11 protein-coding genes and 2 tRNA genes are annotated in these 15,566 nt (G+C 46.5%); 12 read left to right on the top strand and 1 reads right to left on the bottom strand.

Annotated features, from left to right (window positions below; genetic code table 11):
* The first annotated feature begins 59 nt into the window (after window positions 1–59).
* From HQN60_RS01055 to HQN60_RS01040, 4 genes are all read left to right on the top strand, one after another.
* On the top strand, window positions 60–452 hold the full coding sequence (locus HQN60_RS01055; protein WP_173531945.1) for a hypothetical protein: 393 nt from the start codon (window positions 60–62) through the stop codon (window positions 450–452).
* 105 nt (window positions 453–557) lie between these two features.
* Entirely contained in the window at window positions 558–2,279 is a 1,722-nt protein-coding gene (locus HQN60_RS01050; RefSeq protein WP_173531944.1) for an ABC transporter ATP-binding protein/permease, read from the top strand.
* A gap of 102 nt (window positions 2,280–2,381) precedes the next feature.
* A complete protein-coding gene (gene hemE, locus HQN60_RS01045; RefSeq protein ID WP_173531943.1) occupies window positions 2,382–3,434 on the top strand; it encodes a uroporphyrinogen decarboxylase in 1,053 nt (350 codons plus the stop codon).
* A gap of 340 nt (window positions 3,435–3,774) precedes the next feature.
* On the top strand, window positions 3,775–5,937 hold the full coding sequence (locus HQN60_RS01040) for a primosomal protein N' (RefSeq protein ID WP_254456653.1): 2,163 nt from the start codon (window positions 3,775–3,777) through the stop codon (window positions 5,935–5,937).
* A gap of 158 nt (window positions 5,938–6,095) precedes the next feature.
* Here the strand turns inward: HQN60_RS01040 and HQN60_RS01035 are convergent, their stop codons facing one another.
* Window positions 6,096–6,434, bottom strand: a complete 339-nt coding sequence (locus HQN60_RS01035) for a P-II family nitrogen regulator (protein ID WP_173531941.1) — start codon at window positions 6,432–6,434, stop codon at window positions 6,096–6,098.
* A 271-nt stretch (window positions 6,435–6,705) separates the two neighbouring features.
* Here HQN60_RS01035 and HQN60_RS01030 point away from each other — a divergent pair.
* The 8 genes from HQN60_RS01030 to HQN60_RS00995 all read left to right on the top strand — a co-directional run bounded on the left by HQN60_RS01030 (window position 6,706) and on the right by HQN60_RS00995 (window position 15,539).
* Window positions 6,706–6,790: transfer RNA gene (locus HQN60_RS01030), tRNA-Leu, on the top strand.
* A 361-nt stretch (window positions 6,791–7,151) separates the two neighbouring features.
* Window positions 7,152–8,462 (top strand): trigger factor, encoded by a 1,311-nt coding sequence (gene tig / locus HQN60_RS01025; RefSeq protein ID WP_173531940.1) that lies wholly within the window; start codon window positions 7,152–7,154, stop codon window positions 8,460–8,462.
* A gap of 19 nt (window positions 8,463–8,481) precedes the next feature.
* Window positions 8,482–9,111: an ATP-dependent Clp endopeptidase proteolytic subunit ClpP gene (gene clpP / locus HQN60_RS01020; RefSeq protein WP_173531939.1), complete on the top strand. Its 630-nt coding sequence runs from the start codon at window positions 8,482–8,484 to the stop codon at window positions 9,109–9,111.
* A gap of 81 nt (window positions 9,112–9,192) precedes the next feature.
* Entirely contained in the window at window positions 9,193–10,461 is a 1,269-nt protein-coding gene (clpX, locus tag HQN60_RS01015) for an ATP-dependent Clp protease ATP-binding subunit ClpX (protein ID WP_173531938.1), read from the top strand.
* Window positions 10,462–10,595: 134 nt separating this feature from the next.
* On the top strand, window positions 10,596–13,004 hold the full coding sequence (gene lon, locus HQN60_RS01010) for an endopeptidase La (protein ID WP_173531937.1): 2,409 nt from the start codon (window positions 10,596–10,598) through the stop codon (window positions 13,002–13,004).
* Window positions 13,005–13,156: 152 nt separating this feature from the next.
* Complete coding sequence (locus HQN60_RS01005; RefSeq protein ID WP_173531936.1) at window positions 13,157–13,429, top strand: HU family DNA-binding protein; 273 nt, start codon at window positions 13,157–13,159, stop codon at window positions 13,427–13,429.
* Window positions 13,430–13,499: 70 nt separating this feature from the next.
* A tRNA-Asp gene (locus tag HQN60_RS01000) sits at window positions 13,500–13,576 on the top strand.
* 127 nt (window positions 13,577–13,703) lie between these two features.
* Window positions 13,704–15,539, top strand: coding sequence for a peptidylprolyl isomerase (locus HQN60_RS00995; protein ID WP_173531935.1), 1,836 nt, complete (start codon window positions 13,704–13,706; stop codon window positions 15,537–15,539).
* Window positions 15,540–15,566: the final 27 nt, after the last annotated feature.

The following is a 15,566-nucleotide window of genomic DNA, read 5'->3' as shown; positions in this document are numbered from 1 at the left end:
CGATGCCGGGTTAGGCCTTGGTCTAACCCGATTTACTCTCTAATACTTTGGGAATTCAGATGAAATCAATGCTTGTCTTGCTGCTGGTCGCTTTGAGTGGTTCCGTAATGGCCCAAACAGTCGCTTCTCCCGTGATTTACACCGGTAAAGTCGGTAGTGCGCCGGTGCAAGTGGCGTTTGATTATTTGAAAGATCGGGTGGCCAATGAGTATGGGATTGGCGAGTATCGCGAACTGTTGATTCAGCAAAAATCCGCCAGCGCAGAAAACACTAAAAAAGTCAGCTTGGCATTGCAAATGCAAGGTCTGCTGGATGATGCAGTGAAAGCGCAGCGCTATCAATTTACGCTTAACTTTAATGATGAATTGAATGTGTGGTTGATCGACAGTGTGAAACAAGATTGGCAGTGTCGACGTGGCGCGAGTAAAGGCTGGACGCAAAAACCCTGCTAATAAATCATGCTGTTGGCCGCGTTGTCGTAGCGGGGTAATTTGACAAACTGGGGGGTAACCCCCGTTTTTATTGCTATCGTTTTTGATCTAGTTGAGCTCAATTCAATGAATACAAACGCCGCGCAAGCGCCAAAAGTGAATCATTTGTTTCGCAATTTTTGGCAATTGGCCAAACCCTATTGGGTGTCAGAAGAAAAATATCGAGCTTGGGGCTTATTGGCGCTGATTATTGCGCTATCGCTCGGCATGGTGTTTATGAATGTGCAGTTTAATAGCTGGTACAAAGAATTTTACGACACGATGCAAAACCTGGATAAAAAGGGTTTTGAGCAGGCTTTATATAAATTTGGCTATCTGGCGTTTATCTATATCGTCATTGCGGTCTATGCGATGTGGTTTCAGCAAATGCTGGAGATCCGTTGGCGACGTTGGGCGACGGAGCATTTTACGGCGCGCTGGTTGGCGGATAACAATTTTTACCGGATTCAATTAACCGATCAGGGCACTGATAATCCTGATCAGCGGATCGCGGAAGATGTTGGGCAGTTTATTTCGATTTCGCTGTCTTTATCTCTGGGTTTGTTGCGGGCATTGGTCACACTGGTGTCATTTATTGGTATTTTGTGGACGCTATCGGGGCCGATTAGCTTTATGCTGGCGGGCTCAGAAATCACCATTCATGGCTATATGGTCTGGGTGGCGATTATTTATGCCGTCATTGGCTCGTTGATTACCGTGCTATTGGGCCGGCCTTTGGTGAGTTTGAATTTCTTGCAGCAACGCTTTGAAGCGGATTTTCGTTTTGGCTTGATTCGCGTGCGCGAAAATGCTGAGTCGATTGCTTTATATCATGGCGATCAAGAAGAGCAGCAGCGTTTATCTCAGCGTTTTACTGCGGTGGTCGGCAATTTTTGGGCCTTGATGCGCCGAAATAAAAAGCTCACTTGGTTTACGTCGTTTTGGGGGCAATTGGCGATTATTTTTCCGCTGATTGTTGCTGCGCCACGCTTTTTTGCCAAAGAAATTTCTTTTGGCGGCTTAATGCAGATTAATTCGGCCTTTGGTCAGGTGTATGGCGCTTTGGATTTTGTCATCGGCAGCTTTAGCACCTTGGCCAATTGGAAAGCCATTATTGATCGTTTATCGACGTTTGAAACTAGTTTGCAAGCGGCACAAGCCTTGCCTCGGTTGGCGGTGACCACCAAAGACGGGGGGATTGAGTGGCGGCAGATTTGCGTCAGTAAACCCAATGGTCAGTTGCTGATTGAAAATTTGAATTTGCAATTGCGTGCGGGTGATTCGGTGTTGATTCGGGGGCCTTCGGGGGCTGGTAAGTCGAGCTTGTTACGCGCCCTAGCAGGGCTATGGCCTTATGCTTCGGGTGAGTTGGCGATGCCAGCAACAACGCAAGCGTTGTTTTTGTCGCAAAAACCTTATATGCCATTGGGCACTTTGCGCGCGGCTTTGTTCTACCCAAAAACAACTGGGCATGAAGACGCAACGCTGGCCGATTTGCTTGAATTAGCCGGGCTTAGCCATTTATTGCCACGGCTGGATGAAGTGGACTCATGGTCGCATGTGCTGAGCTTGGGTGAGCAGCAACGCGTGGCTTTGCTGCGCGTTTTATTGCTGAAACCGGACTTTTTATTAATGGATGAATCCAGTTCCGCGCTCGATGCGGCTGGTGAAGCCAAGCTCTATGCCGCCGTTGCCGAGTGCATGAAACAAGGCGTGATGGTGAGCGTAGGGCATCGCTCGGGTCTGATTGAATACCACCGCCAAGTGCTCGATTGCCATGGACAGGGGCAGTGGTCGCTCAGTCACTAAACAATTGAACCACAGCGGCACCAAGGCGCAGAGAAAAAGCGGGTTGGCTGACTCTGTGCCTTGGTGCCTCTGTGGTAAGTTTTTATTCTTGTGGATTTTAAAATGTTAAAAAACGATACTTTCTTGCGCGCTTTAATGCGTGAACCGGTTGAATACACGCCAGTGTGGATGATGCGCCAAGCGGGGCGTTATTTGCCGGAATATTGCGCGACGCGCAAACACGCGGGCTCATTTTTGCAATTGTGTAAAAACACCGAGCTAGCGACCGAAGTGACCTTGCAACCGCTAGAGCGCTTTCCGCTCGATGCGGCGATTTTGTTCTCGGATATTTTGACCGTACCGGACGCGATGGGTTTGGGTTTGTATTTTGCTGAAGGCGAAGGCCCGAAATTTGAGCGCACCGTGCGTACCGAAGCAGACGTGGCGAAATTATTCGTACCCGATGTTGGCACCGAGTTGAAATACGTCACCGATGCGGTGAGCTCAATTCGCAAGGCGCTGGATAACCGCGTGCCGTTGATTGGTTTTTCAGGCAGTCCATACACTTTGGCCTGTTATATGGTGCAGGGCGGCAGCTCTAGCGATTATCGTGAAATCAAAACCATGATGTATGCGCGTCCAGACCTTTTGCACCGTATCTTAGAGGTCAATACCCTTACTGTTATTGATTATCTAAATGCGCAAATCGAAGCGGGTGCGCAAGCGGTACAGATTTTTGATAGCTGGGGCGGCTCTTTGCCATACGGCAAATACCAAGAATTCTCTTTGCAATATATGGCGCGAATTGTGGCTGGCTTGAAACGTGAAAACGATGGCCGTCGTGTGCCGGTGATTGTGTTTACCAAGGGCGGTGGCCAATGGCTCGAAGACATCGCCGCGATTGGTTGCGATGCGATTGGTTTGGACTGGACTACTGATATTGGCGAAGCGCGGCGTCGTGTCGGCGACAAAGTGGCGCTGCAGGGTAATTTTGACCCCGTGGCGTTGTTTGCGCCGCCGGCGGCAATTGAAGCGGAAGTCGAGCGCATCTTGACCAGTTATGGTGGTGGCACCGGCCATGTGTTTAATTTGGGACACGGAATTTCGCAATTTACTAATCCAGATCATGCTGCGGCTTTGGTTGCGGCGGTGCATCGCTTGTCGCGTAAGGATTAACTTAGGCTGGGTGTTGGCGAGTTGTAATTGCGATGAAAATCAATACTTTGCAGCGGGTTTGTGTAGTCATTCCTTGTGAAGTTACATCAAGTTATGCACATTTGTTAAATTGGTGATTTTTAACTTGTCAATCCCCTATTAAAAATTTGATGTAAATCGTTGACAAAGTTAAGTTGTTGATTTTATTGGATTTATTTTTGTGTCCAATTTTTGTGCAACCTAAGCATAGGCACAGCTTTATTGGGGTTTTTAGGCTTTTTTGCAACTTGCCCACAAAATTATCCACAGAAACTGTGTATAACCTACTGGCGAAAGCTTTTGCATGATAAAGAGAGAGAAAGTGACTGCTTTTGCCTTGGTTGCACTTGACGTACCGCTTAAAAAGTTGTTCGCTTATGCCTTAACTGGCCCTATACCTGCAGTCGGCTCGCGGGTGCTGGTACCGTTTGGTCCACGCCGCATTTCGGGCGTGGTACTTGAATTACGCGACGATGCGGCAGATTTTAAAGGGACGCCCAAAGCCATTTTGGCGGTTTTGGATGATTTACCGCCATTGCCTGCCGAAACCTTGCAGTTGTGTCAGTTTGTTGCACATTACTATCACTATCCCATTGGCGCGGTGATTGCCGCTGCGCTGCCGAAGGTCTTTCGTAGTCCAACCGTGTTTCGCGAGCCGGCGCCAAGCTTGGTGTATTTTGCCGAGGATGTTGCCGAGTTATTGCAGCAAATTCCCTCAAGAGCGCCAGCGCAGCGCCGCGTGGCTGCACATTTGGCGGTGCCACATACGCCTGCCGCACTGCGCCGTCTGCATGACAGCGCTTGGCGTTGGGTTAAGGTATGGCACGAGCAAGGTTGGTTGCAATCGGCGCTAGAGGCCAAAGTGCTGGCCAAGGCCAGTGACAACTTGGCGCTCAATGCAGAGCAAAGCCAAGTGCTGACGGAGCTGACTGGGGCGCGTGGTTTTGCGCCGTTTTTGCTGTATGGCATTACCGGTAGCGGCAAAACCGAAGTGTATTTGCAAACCATTGCGCAAGTGTTGGCGCGAGGTCTGCAAGTTTTAGTGTTGATTCCCGAGATTAATCTGACGCCGCAATTAGAAGGGCGCTTTCGTGCGCGCTTTCCGGGTGTGCCGATGGCGGCACTGCATAGTGGCTTGAATGATACTGAGCGCGCGGTCAATTGGCTGTCGGCGCTACGTGGCGAAGCTAAAATTGTCTTGGGTACGCGTTTGGCAGTGTTTACGCCGTTGCCGCAGCTGGGCATGATTATTGTCGATGAAGAGCATGATCCTTCATTCAAGCAACAAGAAGGTCTGCGCTATTCGGCGCGTGATGTGGCGGTGTATCGGGCTAGGCAGGCCAAGGTGCCGATTGTGCTCGGCTCTGCCACACCGAGCATTGAAAGCTGGGCCAATGCCAAAGCTAAGCGTTATCGCATGCTCACTTTGTCTGAGCGCGCAGTGCCGGGCGCGGTCTTGCCCAAAATCACTTTATTACCGGTTAAAAATGTCGGGCTCGTCGATGGCTTGCATGTGATGGCACTGGCTGCGATGCATGCCGCGCTCGATCGCGGTGAGCAGGTACTGATCTTTTTAAATCGGCGTGGTTTTTCTCCTGTTTTGCAGTGCGGTGAATGTGGCTGGATGGCCTGTTGTACCCATTGCTCGGCGCGCTTGGTGTTGCATTTAAAAGAGCGCCGTTTGCGCTGCCATCATTGTGGTTATGAACAGGCGATTACGCCGGCTTGCCCTGATTGTGGCAATCATGATTTAAAACCGGTTGGGCAGGGCACGCAGCGGATGGAAGAGTCTTTGCCACTGCATTTTCCAGGCAAAAAAATCTTGCGAATTGATCGCGATTCAACCAGTAAAAAAGGCGAATTGGATGCGGCGTTAGCGCAAGTGCATTCCGGCGAGGTTGATATTGTGATTGGCACCCAAATGCTCGCCAAAGGCCATGATTTTGATTTGCTCACAACGGTGGTCGTGCTCAATGCCGATACGGGCTTATATAGCGTCGATTTTCGCGCTGAAGAGCGTTTATTTGCATTGTTAACGCAAGTGGCCGGGCGAGCTGGGCGGCGTGAGCTGCCTGGCGAAGTATTTATCCAAACTGCGTTTTCCGATCATCCGTTTTATCATCAATTGTTAGCGCGCGATTTTGCGCCATTTGCCGATCGCACTTTGCATGAGCGGCAAATGATGTTGTTGCCGCCAGCGAATGCTTGGGCTTTGTTTCGTGCCGACGCCCCCGAGTTAGAGCAAGCATTGTCGGCATTGGCGCAAATTCGTGCCTGTATTGCACCTGAGCCCCATTTATTGCTCAATCAGCCGGTGGCGGCGACGATGCTCAAAAAGGCGGGCGTAGAGCGGGCGCAATTATTGATCGCCGCGCAATCAAAGGTGCAATTACAGGCGGTGCTCGATGAGGCTTTGCCGACGATTGCCGCGTTGAAACTGCCTAAAGTGCGTTGGAGTTTGGATGTTGACCCGATTGAAGTATAGGGTATGTAAGTCCAGCTTATTATTTACCAAGATTGCGTTGATATACCCTTTGGGTACGAATGAAGGGGTCTGCCTTGCTGGGTCGCGTGAGTGGATTTTAAATAGAGTGATGAGACGTAAAAATGCCAGCATCAGCTGGCATTTTTAATGGTGATCTTTTATACCGCTTGATCGTTGGTTTCACCGGTGCGGATACGAACTACATACTCAACTGGACTGACGAAGATTTTGCCGTCGCCAATCTTGCCGGTGTGAGCGGCTTTAATAATGCCTTCGATGGCTGTTTCAACCTGGTCATCCGATAAAACCACTTCGATTTTAACTTTTGGCAAGAAGTCGACGACATATTCGGCGCCACGGTAGAGCTCGGTATGCCCTTTTTGGCGACCAAAACCTTTCACTTCAGTGACGGTGAGGCCGGAAATGCCCAGTTCAGATAAAGCTTCGCGAACTTCATCCAGTTTAAATGGTTTGATAATCGCTTCGATCTTTTTCATGCGGCATTCCGTTTAAAGTGTAAAAGGTGATGCCCGAGTATAACTAGGTCGGCTAAATCACGCCAAGTGCTGTGATTTATTTGCTACTGGAATGCAAATAAACCGGTCTTTTTAGTCGTATTTAGTTGTGGCGGTGATTTTTATTTACTAGATGAAAAAGGCTAGTTCCTTGAAAATAAAAGCATTAATTTTTAATCGCGGTTTTTTTTAATAAAAAAGTACGAAAAGACTAGACCACTCGGGGCTTGTTCTGTAAGATGCGGGTCTTGTTGGGGGGTTGGCGGAATTGGTAGACGCACTGGATTTAGGTTCCAGCGCCGCAAGGTGTAAGAGTTCGAGTCTCTTATCCCCCACCAGAACAACGATGCGATGCATCAAAACTGAAAAGCCACTTAGCGTATGCAAGTGGCTTTTTTGCGTTTGAAAAAAATAAGCCACCATCTTGAAATTACGCTTTTGAATCCGATTTGTTCTGTATTGCGCTGTTTTTCGTTATCTTGACACGGATCAGCGCGTGAGGTGGTCGATGGTCATGCTGTAAAGACTTTGCTATAATGTTGAGCTTTACTGAGTAAAGCTGTCAGAATGGCGCTTTATGGGCATGATTAGGGCAATACGGTGGCCAAGTCGGCTTTGAACCGGTTGTTTTATATTTTATTGATTAATAATTTCTTCTGGATGAAATTCATCTGGAAATACGTTTGAGGAATACTGGTAATGCAAGCACAACTGGAAACCCTGAGCGCTCTTGAGCGTCGTCTGTCCATTTCGGTGCCACGCGAAGAAATCGCACAGCAAGTGAATGCCCGCCTCAAGCGCGTTGCAAAAACTGCAAAAATTGACGGTTTCCGTCCTGGTAAAGCACCAATGAATATCGTGGCACAAAGCCATGGTTTCCGTGTGCAAGAAGAAGTTTTAGGTGAAACGGTTGAGCGCGCTTTTGGCGAAGCAGTCGTTGAGCAAAAATTGCAAGTTGCTGGCTACCCACGTTTTGAAGCCAAGCAAGATTCAAGTGCCGAAGGCGATTTCGAATTTTTAGCAACGTTTGAAGTGTACCCAGAAGTTAAAGTGGGCGACTTGAGCGGCATCGAAGTGCAAAAACCAACTTTAGTGGTTGGCGATGAAGAAGTTAACAAAACCATCGATATCTTACGTAGCCAACGCACTCGTTTTGAACGTGTTGAGCGTGCTGCAGAGACCGGTGATCGCGTGATCATCGACTTTAAAGGTTCGATTGATGGCGTGGCTTTCGCTGGTGGTTCATCAGACAACTACGCTTTCTTGATCGGCAAAGGCCAAATGTTGCCTGAGTTTGAAGCCGGCGTGATTGGCATGAAAGAAGGCGAAAGCAAAGACGTTAGCGTTGCTTTCCCTGCCGATTACCATGGTAAAGATGTTGCAGGTAAAACTGCAGTATTTGCAATTACAGTGAAAAACGTTGCTGCTGCAAACTTGCCAGCTGTTGATGCCGACTTTGCAAAAAGCTTAGGTATCGAAGACGGCGACGTTGAAAAAATGCGTGCAGAAGTGAAAGGTAATTTGGAACGCGAAGTGCGTTTCCGCCTTAAATCACGCATTAAAGAAAGCGCAATGACTGCGGTGATTGAAGCGACGCCAATGGATTTACCACGCAACCTGATCGCGCTTGAAATCGGCCGTTTGGTTGAAGGTGCGAAGGGCGATTTGCAAAACCGTGGTATTGATCCAGCGACAGTACCGTTTTCACCAGCGATGTTTGAAGCGCAAGCTAAACGCCGCGTACATCTTGGTTTGGCTTTGTCTGAATTGGTTGAAATCGAAAAACTTTCAACTCAACCAGAACAAATTAAAGCCATCATTGAAGATTTGGCACAAAATTACGAAGATCCAAGCGAAGTGGTTGCTTGGTACTACGAAAGTGCTGATCGTTTATCTGGCCCAACCAATATGGCTTTGGAAGACAATGTGGTTGAGTTTGTATTGTCAAAAGCTAAAGTAACTGAACAAGCGATTGGCTTTGATGAATTGATGGGCCAACAAGGTCAATAATTTAAACTGAGAGGTTGGAATGTCCAGAATGGAATTTGATCCGCAAAATATCGGTCTAGTGCCTATGGTCGTTGAGCAAAGCGGCCGCGGTGAACGTGCGTATGATATTTATTCACGCTTGCTGAAAGAACGGGTCATTTTCCTGGTCGGTCCAGTGAATGATCAAATGGCCAATCTTGTGGTCGCTCAGTTATTGTTTTTAGAGTCGGAAAATCCAGATAAAGATATTTCGCTCTATATCAATTCTCCAGGCGGTTCAGTGACTGCAGGGATGGCGATTTACGATACGATGCAATTTATTAAGCCCGATGTCTCTACTTTATGTGTGGGTATGGCGGCTTCAATGGGTGCATTCTTATTGTCTGGCGGAGCGAAAGGCAAGCGTTTTTCTTTGCCAAATTCGCGGATTATGATTCATCAACCTTTGATTGGCGGTTTACAAGGCCAAGCTTCGGATATTGAAATTCATGCGCGAGAGTTAATTAAGACCAAACGTACTTTGAACGAATTGTTGGCCAAGCATAGCGGACAGGATATTGAAACGGTTGAGCGTGATACTGACCGTGATAATTTCATGAATGCAGATGAAGCTAAAGCATATGGTTTAGTAGATGAAGTCTTGGTTTCTCGGGCGACTTTGGCAGGTTAACCTCAAGCCGATCTCTAAGTAGCCGCCAGCGAGTCTGGCGGCTTTTCTTTCCTCGGCGAGTTATATTCGGAATGGCTGTTCATGTCTGATAAAGAAAAATTATTGTATTGTTCCTTCTGCGGCAAAAGTCAGCATGAAGTAAAAAAATTGATCGCAGGTCCGCAAGTCTTTATTTGTAATGAGTGTATTGATTTGTGTAATGACGTCATTCAAGAAGAAGTGACGGATTTAACCGCTGATTCAATCACTACCGGCGAAGGTAAGCGTTTACCTAAACCAACAGAAATTCGTGATGAGCTCAATCAGTATGTTGTGGGCCAAGAGCGAGCCAAAAAGATTTTATCGGTTGCGGTTTACAATCATTACAAACGTTTGTCGACCAAAGGTCGTGCGGGTAATGACGTTGAGTTGGCTAAATCGAATATTCTGCTTATTGGTCCAACTGGCTCGGGTAAAACCTTGCTGGCACAAACCATGGCTAAATTGCTTGACGTGCCATTTGTGATTGCTGATGCAACTACGCTGACTGAAGCTGGCTATGTGGGTGAAGACGTTGAGCACATTATCGCCAAGCTCTTAGCGCAGTGCGATAACGACGTTGAGAAAGCGCAGCGCGGCATTGTTTACCTCGATGAGGTGGATAAAATTGCGCGTAAATCTGAAAACCCATCCATCACTCGCGATGTGTCGGGTGAGGGTGTTCAGCAAGCATTGTTGAAATTAATCGAAGGCACCGTGGCTTCTGTTCCACCGAGTGGCGGTCGTAAGCACCCAAATCAAGATTTACCTAAAGTTGATACCACCAATATTTTATTTATTTGTGGTGGCGCGTTTGAAGGTTTGGATAAAATTATCCGTAACCGTTCAGTTAAGGGTGGTATTGGTTTTGGCGCTGAAGTTAAAAGCAAAGACGAACGTAAAAACATCGGTGAATTGCTGCATGAAGTTGAGCCCGATGATTTGATTCGTTTTGGTTTGATTCCAGAGTTTGTTGGACGCTTGCCGGTTGTTGCCACATTGGCTGAACTCGATGAGGCGGCATTGGTCACCATTCTGACTGAGCCAAAAAATGCCTTAATCAAGCAATATCAAAAATTGTTTGAAATGGAAAATGTTGAGCTAGAGATTGGCACTGACGCTTTAGCGGCGATTGCACACAAGGCGATGGAGCGCAAAACTGGCGCGCGTGGTTTGCGTTCAATCGTTGAGCAAACATTGCTTGATACGATGTTTGAGCTGCCTGTGATGGAAGGTATTGCAAAGGTTGTTGTGAGCAAAGAAGTAATTACTGCCGCAGCAAAACCTGAGTTTATTGCCGCTGCACCGCAAATTGATACAGCTAGCAAATAAGTAGTTTTTTCCTCGCCCGCTGCTGCTTCCTTGTTTTGAAGCTGGATGCGGGCGTTATTGTTTATGGCTCTGCGATTGAATTTAAGCGCAGTGACCACATATTGTGAACATACTCTCGATCAGGTCATCCCAATATGTCTGAGCATCAATTACTACCGGTTGAATCTACTTCGTTCCCAATGTTGCCATTGCGTGACGTCGTAGTATTCCCACATATGGTTATTCCGTTGTTTGTGGGCCGTCCTAAGTCGATCAAAGCACTTGAAGCGGCAATGGAAGGCAATAAGCATGTTTTATTAGTGGCACAAAAAAATGCTGCTAAAGATGAACCGTCGATGGCCGATTTGTACCCGATTGGTACTGTTGCAACTGTTTTGCAATTATTAAAACTGCCCGATGGTACGGTTAAGGTTTTGGTCGAAGGTCTGCAACGCGCAGTAGTCGAGTCTTTAGAAGATCAAGATGGCTTTTATCAAGCAATAGCAACTCCTCAGCTATTGGCCGATGAAAGTAATCATGAAGCTGAAGGTATGCGCCGTGCTTTGTTGACGCAATTTGATCAATACGTCAAATTGAATAAAAAAATTCCACCGGAAATTTTAACTTCATTGGCTGGTATTGAAACGGCTGGGCGTTTAGCCGATACCGTTGCAGCTCATCTACCGTTGAAATTAGAGCAAAAGCAAGCTGTACTGGAAATGGACGACGTGGCAACACGTATGGATCATTTGCTCAAGCAGCTTGAGTCTGAGCTAGATATCTTGCAGGTAGAAAAACGTATTCGTGGCCGTGTGAAACGGCAAATGGAAAAAAGCCAGCGTGAATATTATTTAAACGAACAAGTTAAAGCGATTCAAAAAGAGCTCGGTGAGCTTGATGAAAGTGCTGACTTGGACGAGTTAGAAAAGAAAATAAAAAATGCGGGTATGAGTAAAGAAGCGAAGGATAAAACCGAAGCTGAACTCAAAAAACTCCGCATGATGTCGCCGATGTCAGCTGAAGCGACTGTGGTGCGCAATTACGTTGACACCATGTTGGCGTTACCTTGGAAAAAGAAAACCAAAATTAGTAAAGATTTGGCCGCAGCAGAAACGGTTTTAGATGCGGATCACTATGGTTTGGATAAGGTTAAAGAGCGAATCGTTGAATATTTGGCGGTGCAAACCCGCGTCGAAAAATTAAAAGCGCCGATTTTGTGCTTGGTTGGCCCACCAGGCGTAGGTAAAACCAGCTTGGGTGAAAGTATTGCACGGGCGACCAATCGTAAGTTTGTTCGTATGGCTTTGGGTGGTGTTCGTGATGAGGCTGAAATCCGCGGTCATCGCCGGACTTATATTGGCTCAATGCCAGGTAAAATTTTACAAAGCATGAGTAAAGTTGGTGTAAAAAACCCACTATTTTTACTCGATGAAGTCGATAAAATTGGTAGCGATATGCGGGGTGATCCGTCCTCTGCATTACTTGAAGTATTAGATCCAGAGCAAAATCACTCATTTAGCGATCATTATCTTGAAGTGGATTATGATTTATCTGATGTGATGTTTGTGGCGACGGCCAATTCACTGAATATTCCAGCGCCATTATTGGATCGGATGGAGATTATTCGTTTGTCGGGTTACACCGAGGACGAGAAAGTCAATATTGCGTTGAAATATCTCGTGCCTAAGCAAATGAAAAACAACGGCGTTGCTGACGGCGAGTTATTGATTGCGGATACCGCAGTGCGTGACATTATTCGTTATTACACGCGTGAAGCCGGTGTACGTAGTTTGGATCGTGAAATCGCTAAAATCTGCCGTAAAGTGGTTAAAGCGTTGCTCATGAAGCCAAGCGATAAGAAAATCACGGTAGCCAGTAAAAACCTAGATAAATATCTCGGTGTGCATCGCTTTGAATATGGTGTTGCTGAATTAAAAAATCAGATCGGGCAAGTGACCGGTTTGGCGTGGACTGAAGTAGGCGGTGAGTTGCTTACCATTGAAGCGGTCAAATTACCGGGTAAAGGTAAAATGATACAAACAGGTCAACTGGGCGATGTGATGCAAGAATCAATACAGGCCGCATTGTCTGTTGTACGTAGCCGTGCAGTGAGCTTGGGGATTGATCCTGAGTTTTACCAAAAAAATGATATGCATATTCATTTGCCTGAAGGTGCTACACCAAAAGATGGACCTTCGGCAGGTATTGGCTTGGCAACCGCATTAACATCAGTGTTGACGGGTATACCTGTTCGTTGTGATGTCGCAATGACGGGTGAAATTACTTTACGTGGTGAAGTTTTACCGATTGGCGGTTTGAAAGAAAAATTACTCGCAGCGCATCGTGGCGGGATTAAACAAGTCTTGATTCCCGAGGGAAATGTCAAAGATTTGGCTGAAATTCCCGACAATGTGAAGCGAGGGCTTGCTATTCATTCCGTCAAATGGTTTGATGACGTATTGGCGCATGCTTTAGAGCGTATGCCTGAGGCTGCGGCTGTTATTGCTGTGGAAGTTCCGGTCATTGAAGGAACTGAAGCACCGCAACCAAGCATTAAACATTAAGCGTTTGAGTTTGGGTTTTTGCCACGAGTTGTTGACGTTAAAACTACCCAACAAAGTATCAAGCGTAGTTGACACGTATTTTTACTGCTTGATATAACCGTTGTAGCAAACGAAATCACAGTTAAATTTAATTAAATTGAAAGGGGATGTAAGTGAATAAATCTGAACTCATCGATGCAATCGCTGAATCTGCTGGCTTATCAAAAGCCGCTGCTGGTAAAGCGCTGGATGCAACTATTGAAGCTATTTCTGGTGCACTGAAAGGTGGCGACGAAGTAACTTTAGTTGGCTTTGGTTCGTTTTATGTGTCTGAGCGTGAAGAGCGCACAGGCCGCAATCCACGTACTGGCGAAAGCATCACGATTGCAGCGGCAAAGCAGCCTAAATTCCGTGCTGGTAAGTCACTGAAAGACGCTGTTCAATAAGCTGTTTTTGCTGCATGGTATTTGAAATGACTGCAATGAGCATGGCTCGTTGACTGTGATTTTTTGATATGGAGTGGTAGTTCAGTTGGTTAGAATACCGGCCTGTCACGCCGGGGGTCGCGGGTTCGAGTCCCGTCCACTCCGCCAAATGAATTAAAGGGCAAACGCAAGTTTGTCCTTTTTTTTATTTTGCGATGCAAATCCCACTCGCTTACAGACAGTGCCGCTGCAATATGGCATGATAACGCGCATGAATAGCAGGAGTTAGCTGGGTATGTTTGATATTGTAAATAAGAATAAAACCGCAGTGACCGTGGTACTAGGTTTGGTCTCTTTGGGGTTGGTAGTTGGTTTGGGGCTTTCTGGTTACACCGCAATGGATGATGAAAGCACGCCTTATTTAGCTAAAGTAGGCGGCTATACGATTACTGATCGACATCTTGAAGAGGCTATTGGTAATCAGGCCATTCCGGATAATATGAAACCGATGGTGCTTGAGCAGTTAGTTCGCCAGCGTTTACTACAAGATCGGGCAATAGCGCTTAAATTAGCTGCGCCAGATCAATTGGTTCGTAATGCCATTATGCAAATTCCTGCATTTCAAGTTGATGGCCAATTTAATGATCAACGTTATCAGGAAATATTAGCTTCTCAACAAATGACTCCGGCTATTTTTGAAGAAAAAATGCGCCAAGACATTGTTATGCGCCAGTTGATGGATGGCTTTGTGCAAACTGGTTTTGTGTCAAATGCGGCGATGCAGCAGCTCAATCAATTGATGGCTGAAAAGCGTGAAGTGGCGACGGCAACAATTTCTGCCGAGCAATATTTGCCACAAGTGACGGTTTCTGATGCAGAAGTTAAAAAATATTTCGATGCTCACCAAGCCGACTACAAAAAACCAGAAATGGTCAAAGTTGAGTATTTGTTGTTGTCACAAAGTGATTTAGCGGCAGCGCAAACGGTGAGTGACGCAGAGGTTGAAAAATACTTTGCCGAACACAAACAAGAGCTGGCCAAGGAAGAACGTCGCGCTAGCCATATTTTGATTGCGGTTGATAAGAGCGCGAAAGCGGCCGATAAAACGGCTGCACGTAAACAAGCGGAAGAAATTTTAGCGCAAGTGAAAGCCAATCCGGCTCGCTTTGCTGAATTGGCCAAGCAAAAATCACAAGATCCAGGCTCAGCCGTTAATGGTGGCGATCTTGGCTTTTTTGCCAAAGGGATGATGGTTAAACCATTTGATGAGGTTGCTTTTAAATTAAATAAAGGCGAAATCAGTAATTTGGTAGAAACGGATTTTGGTTTTCACATTATTCAACTCAATGACGTGAAGTCAACATCGCTGGCTGATGTAAAACCGAGTGTGGTTGAGAAGTTAAAACAACAAAAAACTCAAAGTCAATTTCCTGCTCAAATTGAGAAATTCACCGAGTTGGTGTACCAGCAATCAAACAGCTTAAAACCAACGGCTGATGCATTGAAATTAGCGGTGAAACAAAGTGATTGGTTGACGCGTTCAAATGCGGCAGACCCTTTGCTGGGTAATCCGAAAATGATTGAGGCGATTTATTCAGATGATGTATTGAAGGCGAAACATAATTCTGAAGCTTTAGAGTTGGCGCCGGGTCAATGGGTATCGGCACGAGTTTTGGAATATAAACCAGCGAGCACTCAATCATTGCTTGAAGTTACGCCTATGATTACGGCAAAACTTAAGCAAGAAAAAGCCCTTGCTTTAGCACAAGCCGATGGCGCTAAGAAATTAGCGGCTTTGCAAGCGGGACAGGTTGAAAATCTAGCTTGGGGACCAGCGCAAGCCTTTACTCGGGTCGCCGTAGAGGGCGTCTCTGATGCCAACTTGAAGGCGATCTTTAAAGCCAATACCAGCAAATTACCTGCATATGTGGGTGGGGCTGTTCCTGGTCGTGGCTATGTGATTTATAAAGTGATTAAAGCCATTGATGCACCGGCCTTATCTGCAGAAGATCAGTTCCGTATGCAAGAGAATTTAGCCAAAATGTATGGCCAAGTTGAAATGTCGGCCTTTATTGATGCGATTCGTAAAGATGTAAAAGTGAAGTATCAAGCAAAGCCTAAAGCAGAATAAGGCGAGTGATTGATCTAAAAACGGCAG

It is taken from the genome of Deefgea piscis, from assembly GCF_013284055.1.
Taxonomy (GTDB): Bacteria; Pseudomonadota; Gammaproteobacteria; order Burkholderiales; family Chitinibacteraceae; genus Deefgea; species Deefgea piscis.
The sequence above is the reverse complement of the archived record's forward strand: the minus strand, read 5'-3'. Positions and strand labels throughout refer to the sequence as shown.

What these genes read in the sequence shown, in the direction of transcription:
- clpP (WP_173531939.1), top strand. Translation starts at nt 8,482, where the DNA reads ATGTCCAGAATGGAATTTGATCCGCAAAATATCGGTCTAGTGCCTATG.
- HQN60_RS01035 (WP_173531941.1), bottom strand. Translation starts at nt 6,434, where the DNA reads ATGAAAAAGATCGAAGCGATTATCAAACCATTTAAACTGGATGAAGTT.
- clpX (WP_173531938.1), top strand. Translation starts at nt 9,193, where the DNA reads ATGTCTGATAAAGAAAAATTATTGTATTGTTCCTTCTGCGGCAAAAGT.
- HQN60_RS01055 (WP_173531945.1), top strand. Translation starts at nt 60, where the DNA reads ATGAAATCAATGCTTGTCTTGCTGCTGGTCGCTTTGAGTGGTTCCGTA.
- HQN60_RS00995 (WP_173531935.1), top strand. Translation starts at nt 13,704, where the DNA reads ATGTTTGATATTGTAAATAAGAATAAAACCGCAGTGACCGTGGTACTA.
- HQN60_RS01050 (WP_173531944.1), top strand. Translation starts at nt 558, where the DNA reads ATGAATACAAACGCCGCGCAAGCGCCAAAAGTGAATCATTTGTTTCGC.
- tig (WP_173531940.1), top strand. Translation starts at nt 7,152, where the DNA reads ATGCAAGCACAACTGGAAACCCTGAGCGCTCTTGAGCGTCGTCTGTCC.
- hemE (WP_173531943.1), top strand. Translation starts at nt 2,382, where the DNA reads ATGTTAAAAAACGATACTTTCTTGCGCGCTTTAATGCGTGAACCGGTT.
- lon (WP_173531937.1), top strand. Translation starts at nt 10,596, where the DNA reads ATGTCTGAGCATCAATTACTACCGGTTGAATCTACTTCGTTCCCAATG.